The sequence below is a fragment of the Emergencia sp. genome (genome assembly GCF_048465375.1).
Lineage (GTDB): Bacteria > Bacillota > Clostridia > Peptostreptococcales > Anaerovoracaceae > Senimuribacter.
The window spans coordinates 176,706-197,663 of the sequence record NZ_DBFWLQ010000002.1 but is presented as its reverse complement, the minus strand read 5'-3'; the positions used below and the strand labels follow the sequence as shown (position 1 = coordinate 197,663).

General features: G+C 47.6%; 19 protein-coding genes. 1 reads left to right on the top strand and 18 read right to left on the bottom strand.

Going from position 1 to position 20,958, the window contains the following annotated elements; all coding sequences use genetic code 11:
* Position 1 precedes the first annotated feature (1 nt).
* From fabF to ACMQ5W_RS01415, 13 genes are all read right to left on the bottom strand, one after another.
* Positions 2-1,234: a beta-ketoacyl-ACP synthase II gene (gene fabF, locus ACMQ5W_RS01475; RefSeq protein ID WP_419022789.1), complete on the bottom strand. Its 1,233-nt coding sequence runs from the start codon at positions 1,232-1,234 to the stop codon at positions 2-4.
* Between the two features lie 643 nt (positions 1,235-1,877).
* Positions 1,878-2,618: a 3-oxoacyl-[acyl-carrier-protein] reductase gene (fabG, locus tag ACMQ5W_RS01470; protein ID WP_148493321.1), complete on the bottom strand. Its 741-nt coding sequence runs from the start codon at positions 2,616-2,618 to the stop codon at positions 1,878-1,880.
* Between the two features lie 3 nt (positions 2,619-2,621).
* Positions 2,622-3,548: an ACP S-malonyltransferase gene (gene fabD, locus ACMQ5W_RS01465; RefSeq protein WP_419022787.1), complete on the bottom strand. Its 927-nt coding sequence runs from the start codon at positions 3,546-3,548 to the stop codon at positions 2,622-2,624.
* A complete protein-coding gene (locus ACMQ5W_RS01460) occupies positions 3,549-4,580 on the bottom strand; it encodes an NAD(P)H-dependent flavin oxidoreductase (protein ID WP_419022785.1) in 1,032 nt (343 codons plus the stop codon). It lies immediately after the preceding gene.
* Positions 4,564-5,475 (bottom strand): DUF561 domain-containing protein, encoded by a 912-nt coding sequence (locus ACMQ5W_RS01455; protein WP_148493324.1) that lies wholly within the window; start codon positions 5,473-5,475, stop codon positions 4,564-4,566. The genes ACMQ5W_RS01460 and ACMQ5W_RS01455 overlap by 17 nt, the downstream gene beginning before the upstream one ends.
* Positions 5,476-5,734: 259 nt before the next feature.
* Positions 5,735-6,688: a beta-ketoacyl-ACP synthase III gene (locus ACMQ5W_RS01450; RefSeq protein WP_419022784.1), complete on the bottom strand. Its 954-nt coding sequence runs from the start codon at positions 6,686-6,688 to the stop codon at positions 5,735-5,737.
* Positions 6,675-7,514: an acetyl-CoA carboxylase carboxyltransferase subunit alpha gene (locus ACMQ5W_RS01445; RefSeq protein ID WP_148493326.1), complete on the bottom strand. Its 840-nt coding sequence runs from the start codon at positions 7,512-7,514 to the stop codon at positions 6,675-6,677. Before ACMQ5W_RS01445 ends, ACMQ5W_RS01450 begins: the two co-directional genes overlap by 14 nt.
* Positions 7,511-8,347, bottom strand: a complete 837-nt coding sequence (accD, locus tag ACMQ5W_RS01440; protein WP_419022782.1) for an acetyl-CoA carboxylase, carboxyltransferase subunit beta — start codon at positions 8,345-8,347, stop codon at positions 7,511-7,513. The genes ACMQ5W_RS01445 and accD overlap by 4 nt, the downstream gene beginning before the upstream one ends.
* Entirely contained in the window at positions 8,334-9,722 is a 1,389-nt protein-coding gene (gene accC / locus ACMQ5W_RS01435) for an acetyl-CoA carboxylase biotin carboxylase subunit (RefSeq protein ID WP_419022781.1), read from the bottom strand. The genes accD and accC overlap by 14 nt, the downstream gene beginning before the upstream one ends.
* On the bottom strand, positions 9,716-10,144 hold the full coding sequence (locus tag ACMQ5W_RS01430) for an acetyl-CoA carboxylase biotin carboxyl carrier protein (RefSeq protein ID WP_419022779.1): 429 nt from the start codon (positions 10,142-10,144) through the stop codon (positions 9,716-9,718). Before ACMQ5W_RS01430 ends, accC begins: the two co-directional genes overlap by 7 nt.
* Positions 10,145-10,147: 3 nt before the next feature.
* Positions 10,148-10,378: an acyl carrier protein gene (gene acpP, locus ACMQ5W_RS01425; RefSeq protein WP_148493330.1), complete on the bottom strand. Its 231-nt coding sequence runs from the start codon at positions 10,376-10,378 to the stop codon at positions 10,148-10,150.
* Between the two features lie 224 nt (positions 10,379-10,602).
* Positions 10,603-12,255, bottom strand: a complete 1,653-nt coding sequence (locus ACMQ5W_RS01420) for a diguanylate cyclase (RefSeq protein WP_419022777.1) — start codon at positions 12,253-12,255, stop codon at positions 10,603-10,605.
* Between the two features lie 247 nt (positions 12,256-12,502).
* Positions 12,503-14,158 carry a glutamate--tRNA ligase gene (locus ACMQ5W_RS01415; RefSeq protein ID WP_419022775.1) on the bottom strand — a complete coding sequence of 552 codons (1,656 nt, stop codon included), beginning with the start codon at positions 14,156-14,158 and terminating at the stop codon, positions 12,503-12,505.
* Positions 14,159-14,269: 111 nt separating this feature from the next.
* Between ACMQ5W_RS01415 and ACMQ5W_RS01410 the strand changes: the two genes are divergently transcribed.
* Positions 14,270-15,688: a spore germination protein gene (locus ACMQ5W_RS01410; protein WP_419022773.1), complete on the top strand. Its 1,419-nt coding sequence runs from the start codon at positions 14,270-14,272 to the stop codon at positions 15,686-15,688.
* 92 nt (positions 15,689-15,780) lie between these two features.
* Here the strand turns inward: ACMQ5W_RS01410 and ACMQ5W_RS01405 are convergent, their stop codons facing one another.
* From ACMQ5W_RS01405 to ACMQ5W_RS01385, 5 genes are all read right to left on the bottom strand, one after another.
* A complete protein-coding gene (locus ACMQ5W_RS01405) occupies positions 15,781-16,194 on the bottom strand; it encodes an acyl-CoA thioesterase (RefSeq protein ID WP_419022771.1) in 414 nt (137 codons plus the stop codon).
* Positions 16,195-16,325: 131 nt separating this feature from the next.
* Positions 16,326-17,951: a BCCT family transporter gene (locus ACMQ5W_RS01400; protein WP_148493335.1), complete on the bottom strand. Its 1,626-nt coding sequence runs from the start codon at positions 17,949-17,951 to the stop codon at positions 16,326-16,328.
* 135 nt (positions 17,952-18,086) lie between these two features.
* Positions 18,087-18,365, bottom strand: a complete 279-nt coding sequence (locus ACMQ5W_RS01395; RefSeq protein ID WP_148493336.1) for a 4Fe-4S dicluster domain-containing protein — start codon at positions 18,363-18,365, stop codon at positions 18,087-18,089.
* A gap of 122 nt (positions 18,366-18,487) precedes the next feature.
* Positions 18,488-19,690, bottom strand: coding sequence for a CaiB/BaiF CoA transferase family protein (locus tag ACMQ5W_RS01390; protein ID WP_419022769.1), 1,203 nt, complete (start codon positions 19,688-19,690; stop codon positions 18,488-18,490).
* Positions 19,691-19,705: 15 nt separating this feature from the next.
* On the bottom strand, positions 19,706-20,884 hold the full coding sequence (locus ACMQ5W_RS01385; RefSeq protein WP_419022767.1) for a CaiB/BaiF CoA transferase family protein: 1,179 nt from the start codon (positions 20,882-20,884) through the stop codon (positions 19,706-19,708).
* Positions 20,885-20,958 lie beyond the last annotated feature (74 nt).

Below are 20,958 nucleotides of genomic sequence, written 5' to 3'. Positions count from 1 at the left end.
ATTATACCCTCCTGAAGATAATTGATGCGTTGTGACCGCCAAATCCAAGTGAATTAGACATGGCATATTCTGTTTCCATCTGCTTGCCCTGATTAGGCACTACGTTGAGATCGCACGCTTCGTCGGCTACTTTGTAGCCTACTGTCGGCGGTGCAAACTGATCTGCAAGGGCTGATACAGTGAACAGTGCTTCCACCGCTCCAGATGCGCCCAAAAGGTGTCCAGTCATGGACTTCGTAGATGACATCAACAGCTTTGATGCTGCATCGCCAAAGGCCGATTTTACAGCCAGAGTCTCGCACCTGTCGTTCATCGGCGTTGCAGTGCCGTGAGCGTTGACATAACCGATTTGTTCTGCAGTTACTCCGGCGTCTTCCATAGCCTGAACCATGCATGCCGCCGCACCGCTGCCGTCCTCCAATGGCGCTGTCATGTGGTTTGCATCACAACTGACACCATATCCCACTACTTCGCCGAGGATTTCAGCACCTCTTGCCGCAGCGTGTTCATATTCTTCAAGCAAAAGTACACCCGCACCTTCTCCCATAACAAAGCCGCCTCGTTCCTTGTCGAAAGGAATGGATGCCCTCTTCGGGTCTGGTTCTTCCGACAGGGCTTTCATAGAAGTGAATCCGCCGATGCCCAGCTCACTGATGCAGCTTTCTGCTCCACCTGTCAAAAAGATATCCGCATAACCGTCTCTGATCTGTCTGAAAGCTTCTCCGATTGCATTGGTGCCAGAAGCACAGGCTGTAACAATGCAGGTGCAGCTTCCTTTAAAGCCGCTCTCAATTGCGACCATACCTGCCGCCATATTGGTAATGGCCATAGGCACAAAGAGTGGTGAAACCCTGTCGAAGCCTCTCTTAATTCCTTTGTAATGTTCTTCTTCGATGGTAGGAAGTCCGCCAATCCCACTGGAGATGTTGACACCGCATCTTGCCGCATTTTCTTTCTCCATATCGAGACCGCCTTGTTTCATTGCTTCTCTTGCTGCAACCAAAGCGAATTGGGTAAACCGGGCTGTCCTTCTGGCTGCCATCTTATCCATATAGTCTTCCGGATTGTAGTTCTTCAGTTCTCCGGCAACTTTCACCTTGTGGTTTTCAGTATCAAAACTTTTGATCGTGTCGATGCCGCAGACTCCATTTTTGGCATTTTCCCACATCTCGGCAACTGTGTTTCCGATAGGAGAAAGTCCTCCCATCCCTGTGATTACAACTCTTCTCTTCATAATATCTACCTTTTCTTATTTATTCTCATTAAAATGGCTCTGCGCAGAGCCTGGTTCGTCTCAATGCTCGTCGATTTTTTGCCAAAATCGTTGTTTTTCGCTGATTTGGAAAAAGTCGCAAAGCTGTTGAAATCTCAACGCTTATAGCAATCCCGATTGCTCCTCTAAACCCTAAATCTATTGAAAACACTTGCGTACAGCAATTTTTCTAAAAATCCAAAAAAACGATTTTTTAGCAAAATTCAGTCTACTGAAGCTGACCGGACCTATAAAACCCAGTCAACTTTCCCCGCAGTAAGCAGAGCTGTTTTTCTGCCAGCTTTTCTGATGCGCCGTGAGATTTCGCAGCGAAATGCGCAGGTTTTTCGGCAAAGATATCGCTGTAGTTTCAGCGATATCTCCAAAAAACGTGCATGAGCTGCTGAAATCTCCAGCAAGACTGAACCAAAATCCAGTCAGCTTTCTCACAGTAAGCAGGAAGTGACGGGGCTGATACTTCGCGTCGCGCGTTGCAATTTCATGCTGCAAGCGAGTCTGTGATTTGGCTGAGGAGCTGACACCGTTTTGGCAGCTCCTCCAAATCACGAGAGCGAGCATTGAAATTGCAGCAAGACGAGGTTATCAGCCCCGTCATCTTCCCTGCTTACATCATGCACATGCCGCCATCTACGCAGATGACCTGACCTGTAATGTAGCCCGACTGATCTGAAGCTAAGAACTTCACCGCATTGGCTACGTCCTCAGGACTTCCAAGTGTACCTTTTGGAATAGATGCACTGATGGCAGAAGCCGCCGCTTCTGGCAGATTTGCCGTCATATCCGTAGCGATAAAGCCTGGTGCCACTGCATTGACCGTGATTCCGCGAGCCGCGATTTCACGAGCAAAGGATTTTGTCATACCGATGACGCCCGCTTTGCTGGCCGCGTAATTGACCTGGCCTGCATTTCCCATGAGTCCCACTACGCTGGCCATGTTGACAATACGGCCATAGCGTTTCTTCATCATGGTGCGGCTCACCGCTTTCATCATTAAATAAGTACCGCGAAGGTTGGTAGCGATCACTTGATCAAACTCCTCGTCAGACATTCTCATCAGGACATTATCGCGGGTGATGCCCGCATTGTTGACTAGAATATCCACAGTCCCGAAAGTCTTTACTGCCTCTTCAACCAAGCGAGTACAGTCCTCAGATGAGGCTACATCGCCGCGAACAACCAGGGTCTGCACCCCGTGTTCTTGACAGAGTGCAGCGGTTTCAGATGCTGCTCCTTCATTTCCGGCATAATTGATAACTACGTTAGCGCCTTCTTCCGCTAGTGCGAGAGCGACTGCTCTGCCGATACCGCGGCTGGCACCTGTAACGATTGCTGTCTTTCCTTTCATGGCTTACATGTCTCCTTTCAGCGTTTCCACTACGGTCTGCAGACCCTCAAAATTTTCTATATTCAGGCATTTGATGTCCTTACATGTCTTGCGTACAAAGCCTGACAGCGCCTTGCCTGGTCCAACTTCAATGACCGTATCGATTCCGGCAGCCGCCATCGTCTTGATGGTATCTTCAAAGTAGACACTGTGTGAAACCTGGCGCACCAATAGTTCAGCTACCGTTTCCTCGTCTGTCTTTTCGCGCCCTACAGCATTGAAGATGACAGGAAATTTCATCTCACCGAAGACTGTATCGTTAAATACCGATTCTAAGGCTTTTCCTGCGGGTTCCATAAACACTGTATGAAAAGGTCCGCTGACAGGAAGTGGCACACACCTGCGAGCGCCTCTCTCCTTAGCCAGGGCTGTGCACTTTTCTACAGCCGCCGCTTCTCCTGCAATGACGATCTGACCAGGGCAGTTATAGTTGGCAATCTGCACCACGCCCACATCAGATGCGGCATTACAACATTCTGCCAGCGCTTCTCGATCAAAACCCATGATGGCGCTCATCTTACAGTCAACTCCTGCGGCTGCCTGATGCATTTCCTGGGCACGGCGGGTTACCAATTGAATGGCCATTTTTGCATCAAAGACGCCGCTGGCATGAAGGGCCGAATATTCACCCAGACTGAGGCCAGCCGCCATTTCCGGCTGCACGCCCGCCTGCTGCAGCTCTGCCATGATGCCGGCAGCAAAAGCGACCATGATCGGCTGGGTATTTCTCGTATCTGAAAGCTTCTCCATCGGTCCGTCAAAAGCGATCTGACGCTGCTCCTGTGGCAGCAGGTCAAAGACTTCTCTGAATGCTTCACAGTTCTCATACAAATCTTTTCCCATTCCCACGGCCTGGCTTCCCTGGCCGGCAAATAAAATTCCAAGTTTCATCTATTTACTCCATTCTGAAGAAAGTTCTTCCATCAGGGCCTTTACCGTGGTCATTTTGTTGATGCGTCCCACGTTGCTGCCGCAGAAGAAAAGTCCTTCTTCATAGTTTCCATTATATCCTTCAATCAAAGCTCTGTTGATACAGTAAGGTGTTTCTGCCGGATTACAGGTATGAATGCATCCGATACAGGTCTCCGGTGCAAACCGCTGTCCTGCTGCCACCTTCTCCATCAAAGGTGTTCGCAGTCCTCTTCCCGGCATGCCTACTGGACTTTTGAGTATCATCACATCCTCATCTGAGGCGCCAAGAATCACATCCTTGAAACCCTGGCTCGCATCGCACTCTTCGCAGGCGATGAAACGAGTAGCAATCTGCACTCCCTTGGCCCCTGCTGCTAAGGCTTTGCGTATATCTGCGCCGTCAAAGATGCTGCCCGCCGCAAAGACTGGTATTTTGTCAGCCTCCCGCACCACATCTGCCACGATATCCATCAAAGGCAGTGCGCTGCCATTTTCAACTTCCTCTTGGGCAAAGCCCAGGTGACCTCCCGCCTGGCTTCCTTCTACTACGAAGAAATCAGGCTCGTGGTCGTGGCGTTTTCCCCACATTCTTTTTAAAGTCTTTGCCGCTCTGCCGCTGGAGACGATCGGCGCAATCAGCACATCTGAACCAGCTGTCAATTCAGGCAGCTCCAAAGGCAGTCCCGCACCTGAGATGATCGCATCGATGCCGCATTGGCAGGCTAATTTGACCATATCTGCAAAGTTGGTGGTCGCTACCATGGCGTTGATGGCGATGAGTCCGTTTCCGCCAGCGATCTCGCGCGCTTTCTCTATCTCTTTGCGCAAGGCTCTGCGGCCTGCTTCCTCCGCGTTTTGCCAGAAGTCAGGCTCTCTGAACCCAATATTTGCTGTGGAGATGACCCCCATACCGCCTTCTCTGGCTACAGCGCCAGCCAGTCCTCCCAAGGAAATTCCAACGCCCATGCCGCCTTGAATGACCGGCACTGTTAATTTATCTAATGTTTTCATATTCTCTTACCATGTTTTCCAGTATTGTTCTCACCGGTAAAATTTCTTTTACCATGCCACTGACCTGACCCGCCATCAGAGAGCCATTCTTCACGTCACCGTCAACGACGGCTTTGCGAAGAGAGCCAAGGGTGTACTTCTCCAGATCCATCAAGCTGGCGCCTGCCTTCTCCTGTTTCACGTATTCGCGAGCCATAGGGTTTTTCAGGATTCTCACCGGCGCGCCGCCGATTCTGCCTGTCACAATGGTATCGTTGTCCCTGGCTTTCACCACGGCTTCTTTATAATTTTGATGAATCGGGCATTCGTCGCTGGCCAGAAGACAGGTTCCAATCTGGACGCCGCTTGCGCCCAAAACAAAGGCAGCCGCCATCTGTCTGCCGCTGGCAATGCCGCCCGCTGCAATGACTGGTACATCCACTGCATCGCAAACCTGGGGAACCAGGGCCATGGTCGTCAATTCACCGATGTGGCCGCCGCTTTCGCAGCCTTCCGCCACGATGCCGTCAGCGCCCAGCCCGGATAATCTCTTTGCCAGGGCCACAGAGGAAACCACCGGGAACACTTTGATGCCTGCAGCCTTCCAGCTTTCCATGTATTTTCCCGGATTTCCAGCGCCCGTGGTAACTGCCGCAACCTTTTCTTCTACCACGATTTCCGCCATCTTGTCGGCGTCCGGGTTCATCAGCATGATATTCACGCTGAAAGGTTTGTCGGTCAGAGATTTGCACACTTTGATGTGCTGCCTCAGTGTTTCGGCATCCATGCCGCCGGCTCCGATAGTCCCGAGAGCGCCGGCGTTTGACACCGCTGCGGCAAACTCACCTGTTGCGATGTTTGCCATGCCACCCTGGAAAATCGGAAATTCTATATTTAAAAGCTCATTAATTTTCATACTTGTATTTTCCTTTATTAAATGTAATACGACGAACTCCTAGCCGCTCCCTCGTCGCGGGGAGTTCCAACAGTCAATTGCAGCCGGCTGAAGCCGGGCAATTGTTGCATAAGGTCTTCCCAGCAATTCACTTCGTGAATTGGGGCAAGCACCATTAAGCATCAATTCTGCCGTTTCGCCCCAAGCTTCGCTTGGCTAGGCGAAACGGACAGCGAAGCATGTGCAACATGCGTAGGAGTACAACGCAGTTGTACGTTGCCTAGCCGTTCATTTCATTCACGGGGCAGAATGTAATCAGCATGGACCCATAGGTCAGTCCTGCTCCAAATCCGGTGCATACCATCTTTGAGTCCGGTGATAAAAGACCCTGCTCTTCCATTTCGCACAGTGCGATAGGAATGCTGGCTGCCGATGTATTGCCATAACTGTATAAGTTCTTAAAAAATTTTTCTTTGTCCTTGGAGATTCTTCTGGCCGCATTATCTATGATTCGCTCATTGGCTTGATGGCAGACAAAATAGTCGATATCCGCATCCGTGCACCCCGCCTTTGCCAGCACTTCTTTGATGCAGGCAGGCACCTTGCTGACCGCAAAACGATAGACTTCCTGGCCAGCCATTTTGATGGCTGTATCCTGACGTGAACAGTAGAGAATCTCTTTGTTTGCCGCACACCCTCCGTAGAACACGAATTGAGCGGCTTCATCGTATTCGAGAACCGCAGCCCCTGCACCGTCTCCAAAGAGAACGCAGGTCCCTCTGTCGCTCATATCCATCAGAGGGGAAATCTTCTCACTTCCGATGACCAGGGCATATTTGCCGCTGCCGCTGGCTAAAAGACCGTTTGCGATATTGCATCCGTAAATAAACCCAGAGCAGGCACCGTTGATGTCCAGGGCCATAATCTGCTCGTCTAGACCCAGTCTTCCCGCCACGTTACACGCCACTGCCGGCGTATAGTCGTCCGGCGTAAACGTGCATACGATACACATGGCGATCTCTTCTTTCGCTACCCCCGCCTGTTTTAAGGCCTGGGCAGCCGCTTCAAAAGCCATATCCTCGTTAGTCTTGTTTTCCGCAAAGAAGCGGGACCTGATGCCTGTCTTCGCTCTGACCCATTGGTCGCTGGTGTCCACAATCTGTGCCAGGTCGTCGTTTGTCACAACTCTGTCGCCTTCAGCCCTGCCAAGACCGATTATCTTAATTCCTGCCATGCTCCGCTTTCTCCGCCTTTCTCTTAAAGTTTCCTGTATTTCTAAGTTTTTTGTATCTGTCCTTTGCCAGAGCCGTCCCGCCGATTCGGTGGAACTGTGTCAGCCCTGCGTAAATCTCCCGCTCCACAGCTTCAAAGACATATGCTTTGGCTCTGTGGGCGCCTTCTTCCGTCTCTGGGATGATGACATCGCAGATTCCCAGTTCTGCTAAATCTTCCGCCGTCAATTTCATGACATCACAGGCTTCCTCCCATCTGGAAGAGTCCTTCCAGAGAATCGTGGCGAAACCTTCTGGTGAGAGGATGGAAAAGATACTGTTTTCCAGCATGATGGTCTTGTCGCTGACCCCGATCGCCAGAGCGCCGCCACTGCCGCCTTCGCCGATGAACACAGAAATCGTCGGGACTTTCAGCCGTGCCATGACTGCAATGGATTTTGCAATGGCCTCACCCTGGCCGCCTGCTTCTGCTTCCAGGCCTGGATAGGCCCCTGGCGTATCCACGAAAGTGATTACCGGCCGATGAAATTTCTCTGCCTGCAGCATCAGTCTCTCTGCTTTTCTATATCCTTCCGGATTGGGCATGCCAAACCGGTACTTCAAATTTTCGTCTAAGTCTCTGCCCTTTTGATGGCCTATAATCGTAACGGGATGGCCGTGAAAAAAGCCAATGCCGCCGAGAATGCTGGCATCCTCACCGTTTTTTCTGTCTCCAGCCAGAGGAAAAAAATCATCAAAAATTGCGTCTATATAATCTCTGGTTGTAGGACGCTGCGGGTGCCTGGCTAAAGCGACTCGTTCTGCTGCCGTCTTTTGGCTGATTTTCATTTTCTGCCCCTCCTGTCGTGTAGCTTTAGTAGTAATCCCAATTTCTCACGCATCGCAGACCGAGGAACGATTGCATCGACAAAACCGTGATCCATCAGATATTCAGAGCGCTGAAATCCTTCCGGAAGGGACTGGCCGATAGTCTGCTCGATAACCCGAGGACCTGCAAAGCCGATCAAAGCTTTTGGTTCTGCCAGAATGATGTCTCCCAGGCTGGCGAAGCTGGCCGTCACACCGCCTGTGGTGGGATGGGTCAGTACGGATATGTACAGGAGCCCTTCCTCTCCGTGTCTTGCTACAGCTGCTGAAGTTTTAGCCATCTGGAAGAGGGAGAGGATTCCCTCCTGCATTCTGGCTCCCCCAGAAGCACAGAAGATAATCAGCGGAAGTTTATTTTTCGTGGCGTACTCGCAGGCTCTGGTAATCTTTTCCCCTACGGCCATTCCCATGCTGCCCATCATAAATCTGTTGTCCATGACACAGATTACCGTTTTCATCCCTTCGATCTTTCCCGTCCCTGTGATGACTGCCTCTTTCAGACCCGTCTTTTTTCTCTGCTGTGTCAGCTTTTCTTCATATTCTGGGAAACCCAGAGGGTTATCTCCCTTGAGGCCGCCGCAGATTTCTCTGAAAGATTTGGGGTCCAGCACAGTCTTCAATCTATATTTTGCTGATACGTTGTAGTGATGGCCGCAGGTGCATACATACAGATTCTTTGAAAGTTGATCCTTGGTGAGCTTTTGACCGCACTCCGGACAGATGATAAGCTGTTCTGTCGTATTCAGTTCTTTTAGTGCAGAGAGAAATTCTCTCTTTTGTTTAAACGGATTCATGCTTTCCTCCTGCTGCCTCGTAGATGTCTAAGATATCTTTCAGATGGTTTTCAATAAAACCAGTGTCATATCCGCCTCTGAGAAACTCCTGATTGAACATCAAAAGGTGCTGCACTGGCAAAGTCGTCTCGACACCGGTGATGACGGTTTCCTCCAAGGCTCTTCGCATCCGTCTGACTGCTTCCAGTCTGGTATTTCCTTTCGCGATGACCTTGGCCACCATGGAATCGTAAAAGGGGCTGATTTCACACCCGTTATAGAGGGCGCTGTCCACTCTGATCCCTGCTCCGGCTGGAAAATGTATGAATTCCACCTGTCCGGGACACGGAGCAAAATTGTCAAAGACCCTCTCTGCCGTAATGCGGCATTCGATGGCGTGGCCAGAAAACTGTATCTCTTCCTGGCTGAATCCAAGGGGAATACCCGAAGCGATGCGAAGCTGTTCCTTGACGATGTTGATGCCTGTGACCATCTCTGTCACCGGATGTTCCACCTGGATTCTGGTGTTCATCTCGATAAAATAAAAATTTTCATCCTTATCTACGACAAACTCGATGGTTCCGGCGTTTTCGTAGTCAGCAGCCTTTGCCGCCTTGACAGCCGCCTGGCCCATTTTCTCTCTGAGGTCGCTGGAGAGTCCCCAGGCCGGCGCTTCTTCCACCAGTTTTTGATTTCTTCTCTGTATGGAACAGTCCCGCTCTCCCAGGTGAACTACGTTTCCAAATCCGTCTGCCAGAATCTGAAATTCGATGTGTCTCGGATTTTCAATGAGTTTCTCCACATACATTTCGCCGTTTCCAAAGCAGCTTTCGGCTTCTGCCGAGGCTGCAGCAAAACCCTCTCGCACTTCTTCCGGATTATATGCTTTTCGCATGCCTCTGCCGCCGCCGCCTGCCGATGCTTTCATCAAAACGGGATAGCCGATTTCTTCTGCAATTTTCACCGCTTCGTCTGCATCTTTCACAGAACCTTCTGATCCGGGAACCACTGGTACACCTGCCTCCACCATCAGTTTACGGGCTGCCGCTTTGTTGCCCATCTTGTCGATGGTCCAAGATGCGGGTCCGATAAATTTAATCCCCGCCTCTTCACAAGCCCTGGCAAAATCGCTGTTTTCAGAGAGAAAACCGAAACCTGGGTGAACCGCATCGCAGCCGCAGGCTTTTGCCGCTTCTACGATGTTGCTGATGTTCAGATAGCTCTCGCTGGCTCTTGGCCCTCCGATGCAGATTGCTTTGGTGGCGATGATGGTATGCAGCGCCTGGCGATCAGCCGTGGAATAGACGGAAACTGCTTCGATGGAAGAGTCCAGACATTCTCTGATGATTCTGACTGCGATTTCTCCTCTGTTTGCGATAAGTACTTTTCTTAACATGGTTCAACCTCAAATAAGATTTGATCGTATTCTACCAGCTGACCGTTAACACCGTTGATAGTGCGAACAATTCCGTCCACCGGAGACTTCAGTTCGTTCATCATTTTCATGGCTTCGACTAGGCAAAGAACCTGACCCTTTGAAACCCGGTCTCCCAAGCTGACGTAAGGCGGCTCATCCGGCGCACCAGCACCGTAATAGACACCCACCAGAGGCGCCTTGACTTTTTCATAAGAGTTCTCTTCTACTGGAGCTGCCTGATGAACAGACGGCTGCGTCTGCATCATCGGCAGGACTGCCGGCGGCGTCTCTCCGCCGCCTTTCTCCAAGTGGAGTTTAAAATCTCTATGTTCAATTTCCATGACGGTCAGGGAGGAACCTTCAAACCTGTCGATCAGATCGTATATTTCCTTCTGTTCCATAGGTTATGCCTGATACTTCTCGATGCAGCCTACGATGTCACTGACAGTCTTCATCTTGCCAAGCTCTTCATCAGGAATTTTGATTTCAAATTCTTCTTCCAATGCCATAACCAATTCCACTGCATCCAGGGAGTCAATTCCGAGATCGTCAGCGATGTTTGCCTCCATAGTGATCTTCTCTTCATCACATCCCAAAGTGTTAACCATTGTTTCTTTTACTTTTTCAAAATTCATTTTCTATTTCTCCTTCAATACATTCAAATTTTAGTTTTAAATTTTTAATTAAAATAATTTATTTAAAAATTTTTAATTAAAAAACTTTAAGTATCTTATCAGTCCCGCCAGAAAAAGTCAATAGAAAATTTGATTCTTCACAAAACTTACATAAAAAATATGATGGAAAAAATCTACATTCGCTAATATAATGCAAAAATGCTGCAGAATCATCTGCAGCATTTTTATCGAGATTTGTTTTTTTGTTTCTTCTTCAGTTCATACATTCTATCATCGGCTCGTTTTACACAGACTTCCATTTTTTCGTCTGGACGCAGGCGATCATAGCCAACGGCAAAGATGGCAGGAGGTGTTTTCGTTTGATTGTCGGTTTTGACCCGTTCCCCCATGGCATGAAGCAGTTGCACTAGCTTTGGAATATCCAGATCATATACGAAAACGACAAACTCATCGCCGCCGATGCGAAATACTTTCCCATGGGTGCTGAAAGTATCGCTGAGATATGTAGAAACCCTGCAAATCACCTGATCACCAATCAGATGACCGTTGTCATCGTTGATCTGCTTCAGATTGTTGATATCCACGCAGACGCAGATCACATTTGGATACTTTTCTCTGCAGCCATCGATTCTCATCTGTTCTTCCTGAAAAGCAGCCCGGTTATATAATCCCGTCAGACCGTCCTGATATGCCATGGTCTTATAATAACGATTTTTCAGATTCTCTTTATAACTGTTTAGAACCGTTTTAATCATGGAGCCCGCACCCATCGCCAGGAAAAGCAAAATTCCCACCTGTGTATATAAGGTATTGCTGGCAGCCTCAATCACATGAGTATAATGGGTTACCAGATCCATTCCCATGCCTGCTGCAATAGGGACGATACTGAGCAGCGTGCGCCTCTTTCGCTTTGCCGTGTCTTCAGGGGTTTTCATAAACGTGTAGAATATGACTATAATGCCCCCTAAGTCGCAGATATGGGTGGCAGGCAGCATCTCGCGGAGGTCGAGAATTCCGCCGAAATGAAGAATCATCTGTATGACGAGATTAAGTACACCGGCTCCCACAATCACGCTGTAAAACTTCTTATACGTTTTGCTCACGGATTCTCGGAAGAACATCAGCAGCGGCAAAGGAAATGCTGCGAATACAATGAAGTTGGCAAGATACATCAGATAAGGGTTCGCTATCATGTACAGGTTAAACCGGTTCTCTGAAGCGCTGTAAATGCCAAAGAGAATCGCAAAGAGACCGATGTACCAGAGTCTGCGGCTTTCTTTGTCCTTTATAATGGCTAAGCTGGACGTAATCATCAAAGCGCCGATAAAAAAGTACAGAATCATGATGATATTCTGCGGAAGCCAGTCGAAGAACTGCAAACGCATGAAGCTGGCATAGTCTGCGAAAATGATGTCCTCCATCCAATACTCCACATTGACTTTCAGGGTTGGATAAAACTCTACGACAAGTTCTTTGCCACTGCAATCTCTCGGCAGCGGAATCATGGAGTATGCGTTGCCAGGAGATTTAGATACTGACGGCGTGTCTTCTGCAGTATAATGGTAGATTTCTCTGCCATCCACGTAAACCTTGAAATAGGCGTGATGATTGTCAATGAATGCATAGGGAGCCGCAGTGGAATCTGGGGAATAGGAAAGTCTCGTCGATAGGCGATACACCTCTCCGCCATAGGTGTAACTAAAAGGGAGGGTGACTTTCTCCTTCTGCCCCTCGTCAATCTGCAGATACCAGTCTTTTTCGTAGTGTAGCTGCTCTGACTGCCCTGGCAGTGCGTACCCCTGACTGAGCAAAATGCCAATTGCCAGCGCAATCATCAAAATGACCAGCGCAATAATGCGCAATATAACTTTTTTCATATATGTTCTCTCGATTTCTTCATAACTTTGAATATTTATACGAACATTATATAATACTGTCATCGAAATGTAACTATTTTTGTCAGAATTTTAGAAACTTTTCGTTCTAATGTCGCGGAGCAAGTCTGTCGTCAAAAAAGGAGTGCATGACGGCGCATCGCGCCGTTATGCACTCCTGCCGCCCGCAAGGGGGGCGACGCTTTGCAAAGTTCGCACTTTGAAATATACTTCTTTCACAGGCTGCCGACTATTGATAGCTTGCAATTCTAGCCCTCGTTTTCTCTTCGCCGAGAATCTGCTGGATTTCCCAGACATCGGGGGACTGTGCACGTCCCATCAAGGCAATTCTGATCACGGTGCTGACATGACCCACGTGGCCTTTGTACTCCTCCGGATGCTTTTTGAAGTCCTTCGGTTTTGCAGCATAGCCCAATTCTGTGGCGATTGCCCGAATCTTATCAAACCATTGGCTCTGGTCGTCGCTGTGGTCATAACCTGCTAAATAGGCATTCAAAATTGCAGACACATCCTCATCTGAAACCTCTGCAGGCATCTCATCCTCCACCTTGAACAAATCGTCAAAGAAGTAGCTGATGAATTCGATGATCTGCTGGGCATAAATGAAATCTTTTCTCGGTTTCTTGTCGTTTCTTCCCAGGTCGAGGATTTTTTCTAAATAGGCTCGATCGTCAAAAATGTGCATGATCTCAGGCTTGAATTCTTCAGCCCAAGTTTTCAAAAACTCATACAACTCTGCTGCCGGAATGCGCAGCAGTACGTCTTTACTGATATCGTTGAGTTTGTTGAGATCGAACAGCGCACCGGAATTGCTCATCTTCTCCGTGGTAAATGCAAAGTCGTCGATCGGTGCGTCTGGATTTTCCATTCTCCACTCTTCAAAGTTAGAATTGAGAATGGTCAGCAGATATTCTCTCACAGCAGCAGGATGATAACCCTGATTCCTATAGTAATCCAGTGAAAGTTCAGGGTCTTTCCGCTTGGATAGCTTTCTCTTATTGCCTTCTTCGTCCAGCTTCATCAGCTGCGCTGTATGACAGTAGATTGGCGGCTGCCAGCCTAATTTCTCGAACAGTTCCACATGGATCGGCAGAGACGGCAGCCACTCTGCCCCTCTGATCACATGGGTTGTCCTCATCAGGTGATCGTCAACTACATGGGCGAAGTGATAGGTCGGAATGCCAGTCGCCTTGAGAATGACTACATCCTGGAAATTCTCCGGCATGTCCAAAATGCCTCTGATGGCATCCTCTACCTTGATTCTTCTTACAGTTTCCTCACTCTGATCAGGATTTCCATCCGATCTCAGTCTCAGGACATAAGCTTTGCCTGCTTTCAGGTTTTCTTCTATTTCTTCGTAGGATAAATCCCTGCTTTTTGCATAGTCTCCGTAAATGCCCGGATTGACTTTCGCCGCTTCCTGTCCTGCCCTGATTTCTGCAATCTCTTCTTCTGTCAGAAAACAAGGATAGGCTTTGCCCTCCGCTACCAGCTTTTTCGCAAAGCACTGATAGATTTCACCTCTTTTGCTCTGGGTATAGTCGCCGTAAGAACCCACATCGCCTTCCAGGCCTGCGCCCTCGTCAAAATTGATGCCAAAAAATCGTAAAGAATTGATGATAATCTCTACGGCACCATCTACATATCGCTTATCGTCGGTGTCTTCAATTCGGAGATAAAAAATACCATCGCTCTGGTGCGCCAGTCTTTCGTCGACAAAAGCGCCGTACAGATTCCCCAGATGAATGAACCCCGTCGGGCTGGGACCAAGTCTGGTTACTTTGGCACCTTCTGGAAGATCGCGCATAGGATACATTGCCTCGTAATCTTCCGGCACTTTCTCAATCTGCGGGAAAAGTAATTCTGCTAATTTGTTATAATCCATTTATTAAAACCTCCATTTTGGTAATTCGCTGAGTTCTTACATTATATACTTTGGACGGTATGAATTTCAAGGTTTTTGACAAAATATATCATAAGTGTAAAGGAGGTTTTTATGAGTTTAAATAGATATGAATATTATTTGGAACATTTTACAGGCCAGCTGCCTGTAGGCGAAAGTTTTGACCTAGTGGAAAGACACATCAAAATCGCTGGAAATCCAGGCAGGATGTACTTTGTGGACGGGTTGACCGATGGACAGAAGTGTCAGCTTCTCCTCAATTTCCTCATGGGTGTAACCACTTCAGACATGCAGGACGTGAAGACCAGTGATGATTTCCTCGAAAAGGTCTTTCCATTTCTCGCAAGTACGGCGGAGACTGATATCGCAAACGTCGTAAAGCAGCTCTACGCAGGTCTTTCCGTCATCATGATGGACGGCTTTGACAAGCTCATCGTCGCGGATACGAGAAACTATCCCAGCCGCAGCGTGCAGGAACCGGAGAAAGAAAAGACGCTGCGCGGCGCAAAAGATGGCTTCACAGAAAGCTTTATGGAGAACCTGGGCCTGATTCGCAGACGAATCCGTGATAACCGGCTGATCTTCAAAAGCTTCAACATCGGCGAAAAGTCCAAGACTGATGTAGCGCTCTGCTATATGAAAGGCGTTGCCGATGCAGATCTTGTCTCCAAGGTAGATACCGCTCTATCAAAAATCAAGTTGGACAGCGTTTCCGTCGGTGACCAGACTCTGGTGGAAAATCTGATGAAAGAGTTAGAGGGCGGAAAGCGGAAGAGCAAGTTCAATCCTTTCCCAAAAGTTCGATACACCCAGAGGCCCGATATTATCGGCGCCCATCTGACAGAGGGAAAAATCGCGATTGTCATCGACAATTCGCCGACTGTAGTATTATTGCCAGTGGGAATTTTCGACTTCACCCAAGATGTGGATGACTACTATTTTCCTCTCATCACGGGAAATTATCTGCGTTTGATCCGTATCATCAACATGCTGGTCATTCTCTTCATTTCACCGATTTATCTTTTGGTCGTAGAAGGCCACATCGATGCACCGCTGGATATGGATTTCATCATCCCAGAAGATCCTTATGCCCTGCCCATCTTCTGGCAGTTCATTTTGCTGGAATTCGCTATCGACGGCCTGAAACTGGCATCTCTCAACACGCCGGAATCCTTGGGAACCTCGCTGTCCGTCATAGGCGCTTTGATTCTGGGCCAATTTTCCATAGATTCCGGTTGGTTTATTCCCCAGACCATACTGGTCATGGCAGTAGTCGCTCTCGCTTCCTTCACGCAGCCGAGCATTGAACTCTCTTACGGCATCAAGTTCGTCAGAGTCATCATGTTGGTGGGCAGCATGCTCTTCGGCTTCTGGGGACTAGGCGGCGGCCTGCTCATCGGCTTTATCATCATCGCCGCAACAAAGACCGTCAGCGGGCATTCCTATCTGTATCCTCTCATTCCATTCAAATGGGATGCCTTGAAAAAGCTGCTGTTCCGAACTTCTAAATAAGTGATCATAAGGAAAGGACCGTACACCAACGTCGTTAACGATCGTCAGTGCACGGTCTATTTTATGGGTAATGCTTATGTAATTTTTTCTTTTTATGCGCCTAAGAGCTGACGCATCAAATCTGAAATCGGTTTGCTGGCTCTGTTTTTCATATCGTATCCAACATATACGGTTTCACAGGTGATGATCAGTTCATCTTCACCTTCGCGATATATTTCAAAACCAATCGTCATGCTCTTATTTCCTATTTTCAAGACACGCATGCCCACCTCCAGCAAATCGCCCTCATAGGCACTGGAATAAAATTCATAGGTGGATTTTTTATGACAAACCTCAGAATCGTGTTCCTCGACAAGTGTTTTATACGGATACCCCTTTGAACGGAAATACTCTTCAAATGCAACATCGGTATAAATCACATAATGTCCATTATATACGATGCCCTGTTGATCCACTTCATTATAGCGGACGCGGATAGGGCAAAAGAAAATACAATCACTTCTCATTTCACTTACCTTCCTTTTTATAATATATAACATCGAGAAGGCTGCCCCGATGCGTCACAAAGTGCCGGACAGAGAAACCACTTGCTTTCGATCCCCTTTCCGGCACTATGGAGTGTCATATTTAAAATCAATTAAGCGGGTTCGGAAGTTTCTTCCTCTTCACCTTGTAATTCAGCTTCTTCTTTCAAAAATGCTTCATGGTCTTCTTTTTCCTGCAGCGCGATATTCTGTGCATGCAATCCTGAACGGCTGTCGTGTTTGAGCCACTTGAACAGCCCGATCTCTACACCGACCAGAATGACCATAAACGGTGCTGATATGATGATTGCCACCTGTTTGATCGGGTCAAATCCAGCGCCAGATAAGATAATGGCCATTGGAATGATGGCAAGCAGTACGCAGAAGAAGATTCGGAGAGCCATCTTCGGCGTTCCACGCTTTGTAACAGTTTCTGCCAATGCCAGAGATGCAGAGTCCATGGATGGTGCCACGAATCCTACGATCAGCAACAGGATCAGGAACGGCAGTAAGCTCGCTCCGCCCGGCAGGACTTCTAAGATTTTGTAGATTGCAGCATCGCCTACGCCGCTGTTAACCAGGCCGACTACATCAGCGCTTCCATCCAAGAATGTCTTGATGGAGAAGCTTCCGTTAATTCCAAAGATGAACCAGCCGCCGGCTGTCATACCGAAAATCGTTGCTACAGCAACTTCTCTAATGGTTCTGCCCTTGGATACTTTAGCGATAAAGATACCCATCATCGCTACATAGTTGAGGTAGAACGCATTGAAGTAAATGGTCCAACTCTCTGCAAAGCCTGTATTTTCAATAGGATCTGTGAACAAGCTCATTCTTGGCAGCTTGGAAATCATATGTCCTAAAGAGTTTACGATATTTCTCAAAATGAAAGTCGTCGGTCCTGCGCACAGAACATATAGTAAGAATATAATACACAGTCCAGCAGCAGCATTACTGATGACCTTCATACCTTTTTCAGTTCCAAGATAGGAAGTAAAGGTATATACCAGGGCAATGACTACGATGATGCCGATCTGCACTACCGGAGTCGCTTCAATTCCGAATAACGTCTTCAGTCCGCCAGCTGCCAGAGGAACTGCCAGCCCCAGAGATGAACTCAGTGCACCTAAAACGCCGAAGATTACCAGGAAGTCGATGACTTTGCCGATTACTGATTTTCCTTTGACCTTTTCTCCCAGCATAGAACAGCAGATTGCACTGGTCTGGAATGATTTTATTTTTCTAACATATACGCCGTATGCGATAGCTACACCCATGACGGTGTACATAGCCTGGTTTACCATTCCCCAGTGGAAGAACTGATAGCCAAGTGATGATTCAAGAGCCTCTGTGCTGTGAGGTTCCATGCCTAGTCCCGGCGCCTCATAGTAGAACGCCCATTCGGTAAAGGACCAGTACAGCGCTGCTGATGCAAGGGATGCCAACAGCATCATTGCTAAGTAACTGAATGTGGAATACTCCGGTTTGCAATCGCCCAGTCTGATCTTTCCATATTTTCCAAGACCGAGATAAAGTCCGATTAAAAATGTTACAAAGGCAACGACTTCAAAGACAGGTCCCAATCCGGAAATCATCTTGTTAAAGAATCCGCCGATTCCACTGATTGTCGTCTCTGGGTTTAAGACCATAAAAATGATAAATACAGCGAGTACTGCTACGCTGACAACGATAAGTCCGATTTCTATATTGCCGCGGTCTTTCTTGTTTAAATTTTCCATATTACCTCCTTGTATTTCACAAAAGAGTCATAACTAATATCTGTGCCAGAGCTGCCTGGTGCAGTCCATCCAGCACTTCGCATTTCTAAGATGGGGCGAGTAGAGAAATCTAATTACCAATGATACAAAGAATGGCTATTGATTCTTTTGCTCTTTTTTTCTTTTTTTCTTCATTTCTTCGTATCTTCTGATTGCTGCTCTGGAATCTGAAGAACGCTGTTTTCTGACCCTATGATGTAAAGCGTCAAAAACGCAGATGTCTACACAGTAGCCGCAGTTGATACAAAGACGGTATGCAAAACTTTCAGGCTCCGGAAATCCGCTGGCGGATATTCCTATTACTTTCATAGGGCATACCTCTGTACATGCGTGGCATTTCACGCATTTCGTTGTATCTGCAGAAATTAGTTTCACGGGTTAAGTCCTTTCTAAGATTAGGTCTTCTTATGAATCCGTCTAATGTTTGAAATCTCACTGCATCAGTGAAATTTTCAAACATCAGGCAGATTATATATATTTCGCCACTATTTTAAGCATTAAACAGATTGATAAATTGCGCCGCTATCAATCAATTGGTCGATCTTTTCCTGGCTATATCCCAATTCACTGAGGATATCCTTACTATTTGCGCCAGGGAAGCTTGCTGCTACACCATTAGGATCTACTGGTGTTTTGCTGAAGCGGATCGGTGTGTTGACGACGGTATAATCGCCTACTCCCGGCTGATTGATTTCGGTGATAACTTTTAACTCCTTCGTCTGCGGATTACCTGCAAACTCAGCTAGTGTTTGAACTGCAGAAGCTGGAACGCCAACTCCACACAAGTTCTTTTCAAGTTCGTACCGTCCCAGTGTCAAGGTCACCTTTTCCAATTCGGCTATCAGTGCCTCTCTGTTCTGGACACGGGATTCGTTATTGTTAAACCGTGGATCCTGCGCTAAAGCGGACAGACCTAACGTTTCGCAAAGCTGCGTCCACTCTTCCTCGCAAGTCACGGCGATGACTGCATTGCCATCTTTCGTAGCAAACTCTCCACATGGAGCATACCACGGATGATGATTGCCTGTCCTCGGCGTAAATTCTCCTGTCAGAGAATGTTCCAATACCGGTGCTTCACACATATAGAATGCGCAGTCTAACATTGCGATATCTACACGCAGGCCTTTGCCTGTCTTCTGTTTGTGAAGCAGTGCCATGGTCAAGCCGCGGAACAACTGCAATCCAGCCCATGTATCACATAATGAAAAACCTGGTTTAATTGGTGCATCTGCTCCCTGTCCTGTGGTGCTCACAAGACCACTTCGTGCAGCTGCAATGATATCCATACACGGCAGATGAGATAAAGGACCATAGGTACCAAAGCCGGCAATGGATCCATATATCAATCCAGGATTAACCTTGAGCATCTCCTCATAGCCTATCCCGAGTTTTTCCAATGTCCCGGACTTAAAGTTTTCAATGACGATATCCACTTTTGATACCAGATCCATCACTACGCCTTTGCCTTCTTCTGAACGCATGTCGACAGCCACGCCCTTTTTGCCCCTGTTATACTGGCAAAAATACAGGCTGATATCGTTTTTGTATGGTCCGTATTCGCGGGAAATATCACCATTCCCTGGTCGTTCTACTTTTATAATTTCTGCACCCATATCCGCAAGCAACATGCCACAGAACGGTGCAGACAAAACTTGAGAAAAATCAAGAATTTTAATTCCTTCGAGAGGTCTTTTTTTCATGCCTTATACTCCTTCCTAGATGACACCTTCTTGTTGCAGGTGCGTGAGTTCTACAGAATCAATCGCTAAGGCACCATAAATTTCAGCATTATGTTCTCCAAGGCCTGGTGCTGCTTGCAGAGGTTCTTCCTCTTCGCCGACAAACTTGACTGGTTTGCCAGGCATCTCCAGCTTACCGATCTTTTCATCTTCCAGTGAAACGATCATATTCCTAACCTGCAGTTGCGGTTCTTCCAATGCTTCTCTTGTCGTACTGCACATCGTGCCTGGAATCAGGTTTTCATCGCAGATTGCTGCAATTTCCTGCATTGTATAATTAGAAAACAAATCTTCGATCTTGTTTCTCAGATCTCCGAAATAATGGTATCCTCTTACTAAGTTAGAGCAGTACTTTTCATCTTCGTCCCACTCTGGAGTATTGAATGCTTTGCAGAATTTCGTCCACTGTGCATCGGACGAAATACCCATCGCAACATATCCGTTCTTACATTTCAAAATGTCGTATGGATTAATCAGAGGGTGTGCATTTCCTGTACGCATAGGGTCTTCACCATCTGCACCCCATGTAATTACTTTATCTTCAGATACAGCAATTGCGGAGCCGCAGAGAGAAGTTTCCACCATCTGTCCTTCTCCTGTACTTCTTGCATAATAAATAGCTACGCATACAGCAGACGCAAGGAAGCTGGCAGCGTAGTGTTCTGAGATTGAAAATCCGATTCTAGTCGGCGGGTTTTCCGGGAACCCGGTAAAATGCATAACACCACTCTTTGCCTGCGCAATTAAGTCAGACTGCGGAATATCCGTTTCAGGTCCCGTAGAACCATATGCTGAAACGCGTCCATAAACGAGGGATGGTTTGATTGCTGATAAGTCCTCATAACCCAAGCCAAGTTTTTCCATAGTGCCTGGGGTAAAGTTTTCCAGAACAGCATCGGCTGTCGCTACTAATTTCTTAAAGAGTTCTTTTCCTTCCGGATGCATTAGATTGAGAGTCACACTTTTTTTGCCGCGATCGCGAAAAACATGGTGGGGACTAGCGCCATTTTTTAATGGTGCCAACTCACGAAGAGGATCCCCTCCACTTGGTGTTTCTACTTTAATAACCTCTGCTCCATAATCAGCCAATTCCATCCCGCAGTAGCCGGAAAGTGTTGTTAAATCAAGAATTCTTATTCCTTCTAAAGGTAACATGTAAACCTCCTTTTACTGTGAGAACTCGAACCTCACGATTGCGATACAGTTTTTATAACACACGGAAATATCGT

Excerpts from the sequence above, each read along its gene's own strand:
- ACMQ5W_RS01385 (WP_419022767.1), bottom strand. The coding sequence starts at position 20,884 with ATGTTACCTTTAGAAGGAATAAGAATTCTTGATTTAACAACACTTTCC.
- ACMQ5W_RS01415 (WP_419022775.1), bottom strand. The coding sequence starts at position 14,158 with ATGGATTATAACAAATTAGCAGAATTACTTTTCCCGCAGATTGAGAAA.
- accC (WP_419022781.1), bottom strand. The coding sequence starts at position 9,722 with ATGTTAAGAAAAGTACTTATCGCAAACAGAGGAGAAATCGCAGTCAGA.
- ACMQ5W_RS01390 (WP_419022769.1), bottom strand. The coding sequence starts at position 19,690 with ATGAAAAAAAGACCTCTCGAAGGAATTAAAATTCTTGATTTTTCTCAA.
- ACMQ5W_RS01460 (WP_419022785.1), bottom strand. The coding sequence starts at position 4,580 with ATGAAAACATTAGATAAATTAACAGTGCCGGTCATTCAAGGCGGCATG.
- ACMQ5W_RS01455 (WP_148493324.1), bottom strand. The coding sequence starts at position 5,475 with ATGAAAATTAATGAGCTTTTAAATATAGAATTTCCGATTTTCCAGGGT.
- fabF (WP_419022789.1), bottom strand. The coding sequence starts at position 1,234 with ATGAAGAGAAGAGTTGTAATCACAGGGATGGGAGGACTTTCTCCTATC.
- fabD (WP_419022787.1), bottom strand. The coding sequence starts at position 3,548 with ATGAAACTTGGAATTTTATTTGCCGGCCAGGGAAGCCAGGCCGTGGGA.
- ACMQ5W_RS01445 (WP_148493326.1), bottom strand. The coding sequence starts at position 7,514 with ATGAAAATCAGCCAAAAGACGGCAGCAGAACGAGTCGCTTTAGCCAGG.
- ACMQ5W_RS01450 (WP_419022784.1), bottom strand. The coding sequence starts at position 6,688 with ATGGCAGGAATTAAGATAATCGGTCTTGGCAGGGCTGAAGGCGACAGA.
- fabG (WP_148493321.1), bottom strand. The coding sequence starts at position 2,618 with ATGAAAGGAAAGACAGCAATCGTTACAGGTGCCAGCCGCGGTATCGGC.
- ACMQ5W_RS01400 (WP_148493335.1), bottom strand. The coding sequence starts at position 17,951 with ATGGAAAATTTAAACAAGAAAGACCGCGGCAATATAGAAATCGGACTT.
- accD (WP_419022782.1), bottom strand. The coding sequence starts at position 8,347 with ATGAATCCGTTTAAACAAAAGAGAGAATTTCTCTCTGCACTAAAAGAA.
- ACMQ5W_RS01405 (WP_419022771.1), bottom strand. The coding sequence starts at position 16,194 with ATGAGAAGTGATTGTATTTTCTTTTGCCCTATCCGCGTCCGCTATAAT.
- ACMQ5W_RS01430 (WP_419022779.1), bottom strand. The coding sequence starts at position 10,144 with ATGGAACAGAAGGAAATATACGATCTGATCGACAGGTTTGAAGGTTCC.
- ACMQ5W_RS01420 (WP_419022777.1), bottom strand. The coding sequence starts at position 12,255 with ATGAAAAAAGTTATATTGCGCATTATTGCGCTGGTCATTTTGATGATT.
- acpP (WP_148493330.1), bottom strand. The coding sequence starts at position 10,378 with ATGAATTTTGAAAAAGTAAAAGAAACAATGGTTAACACTTTGGGATGT.
- ACMQ5W_RS01410 (WP_419022773.1), top strand. The coding sequence starts at position 14,270 with ATGAGTTTAAATAGATATGAATATTATTTGGAACATTTTACAGGCCAG.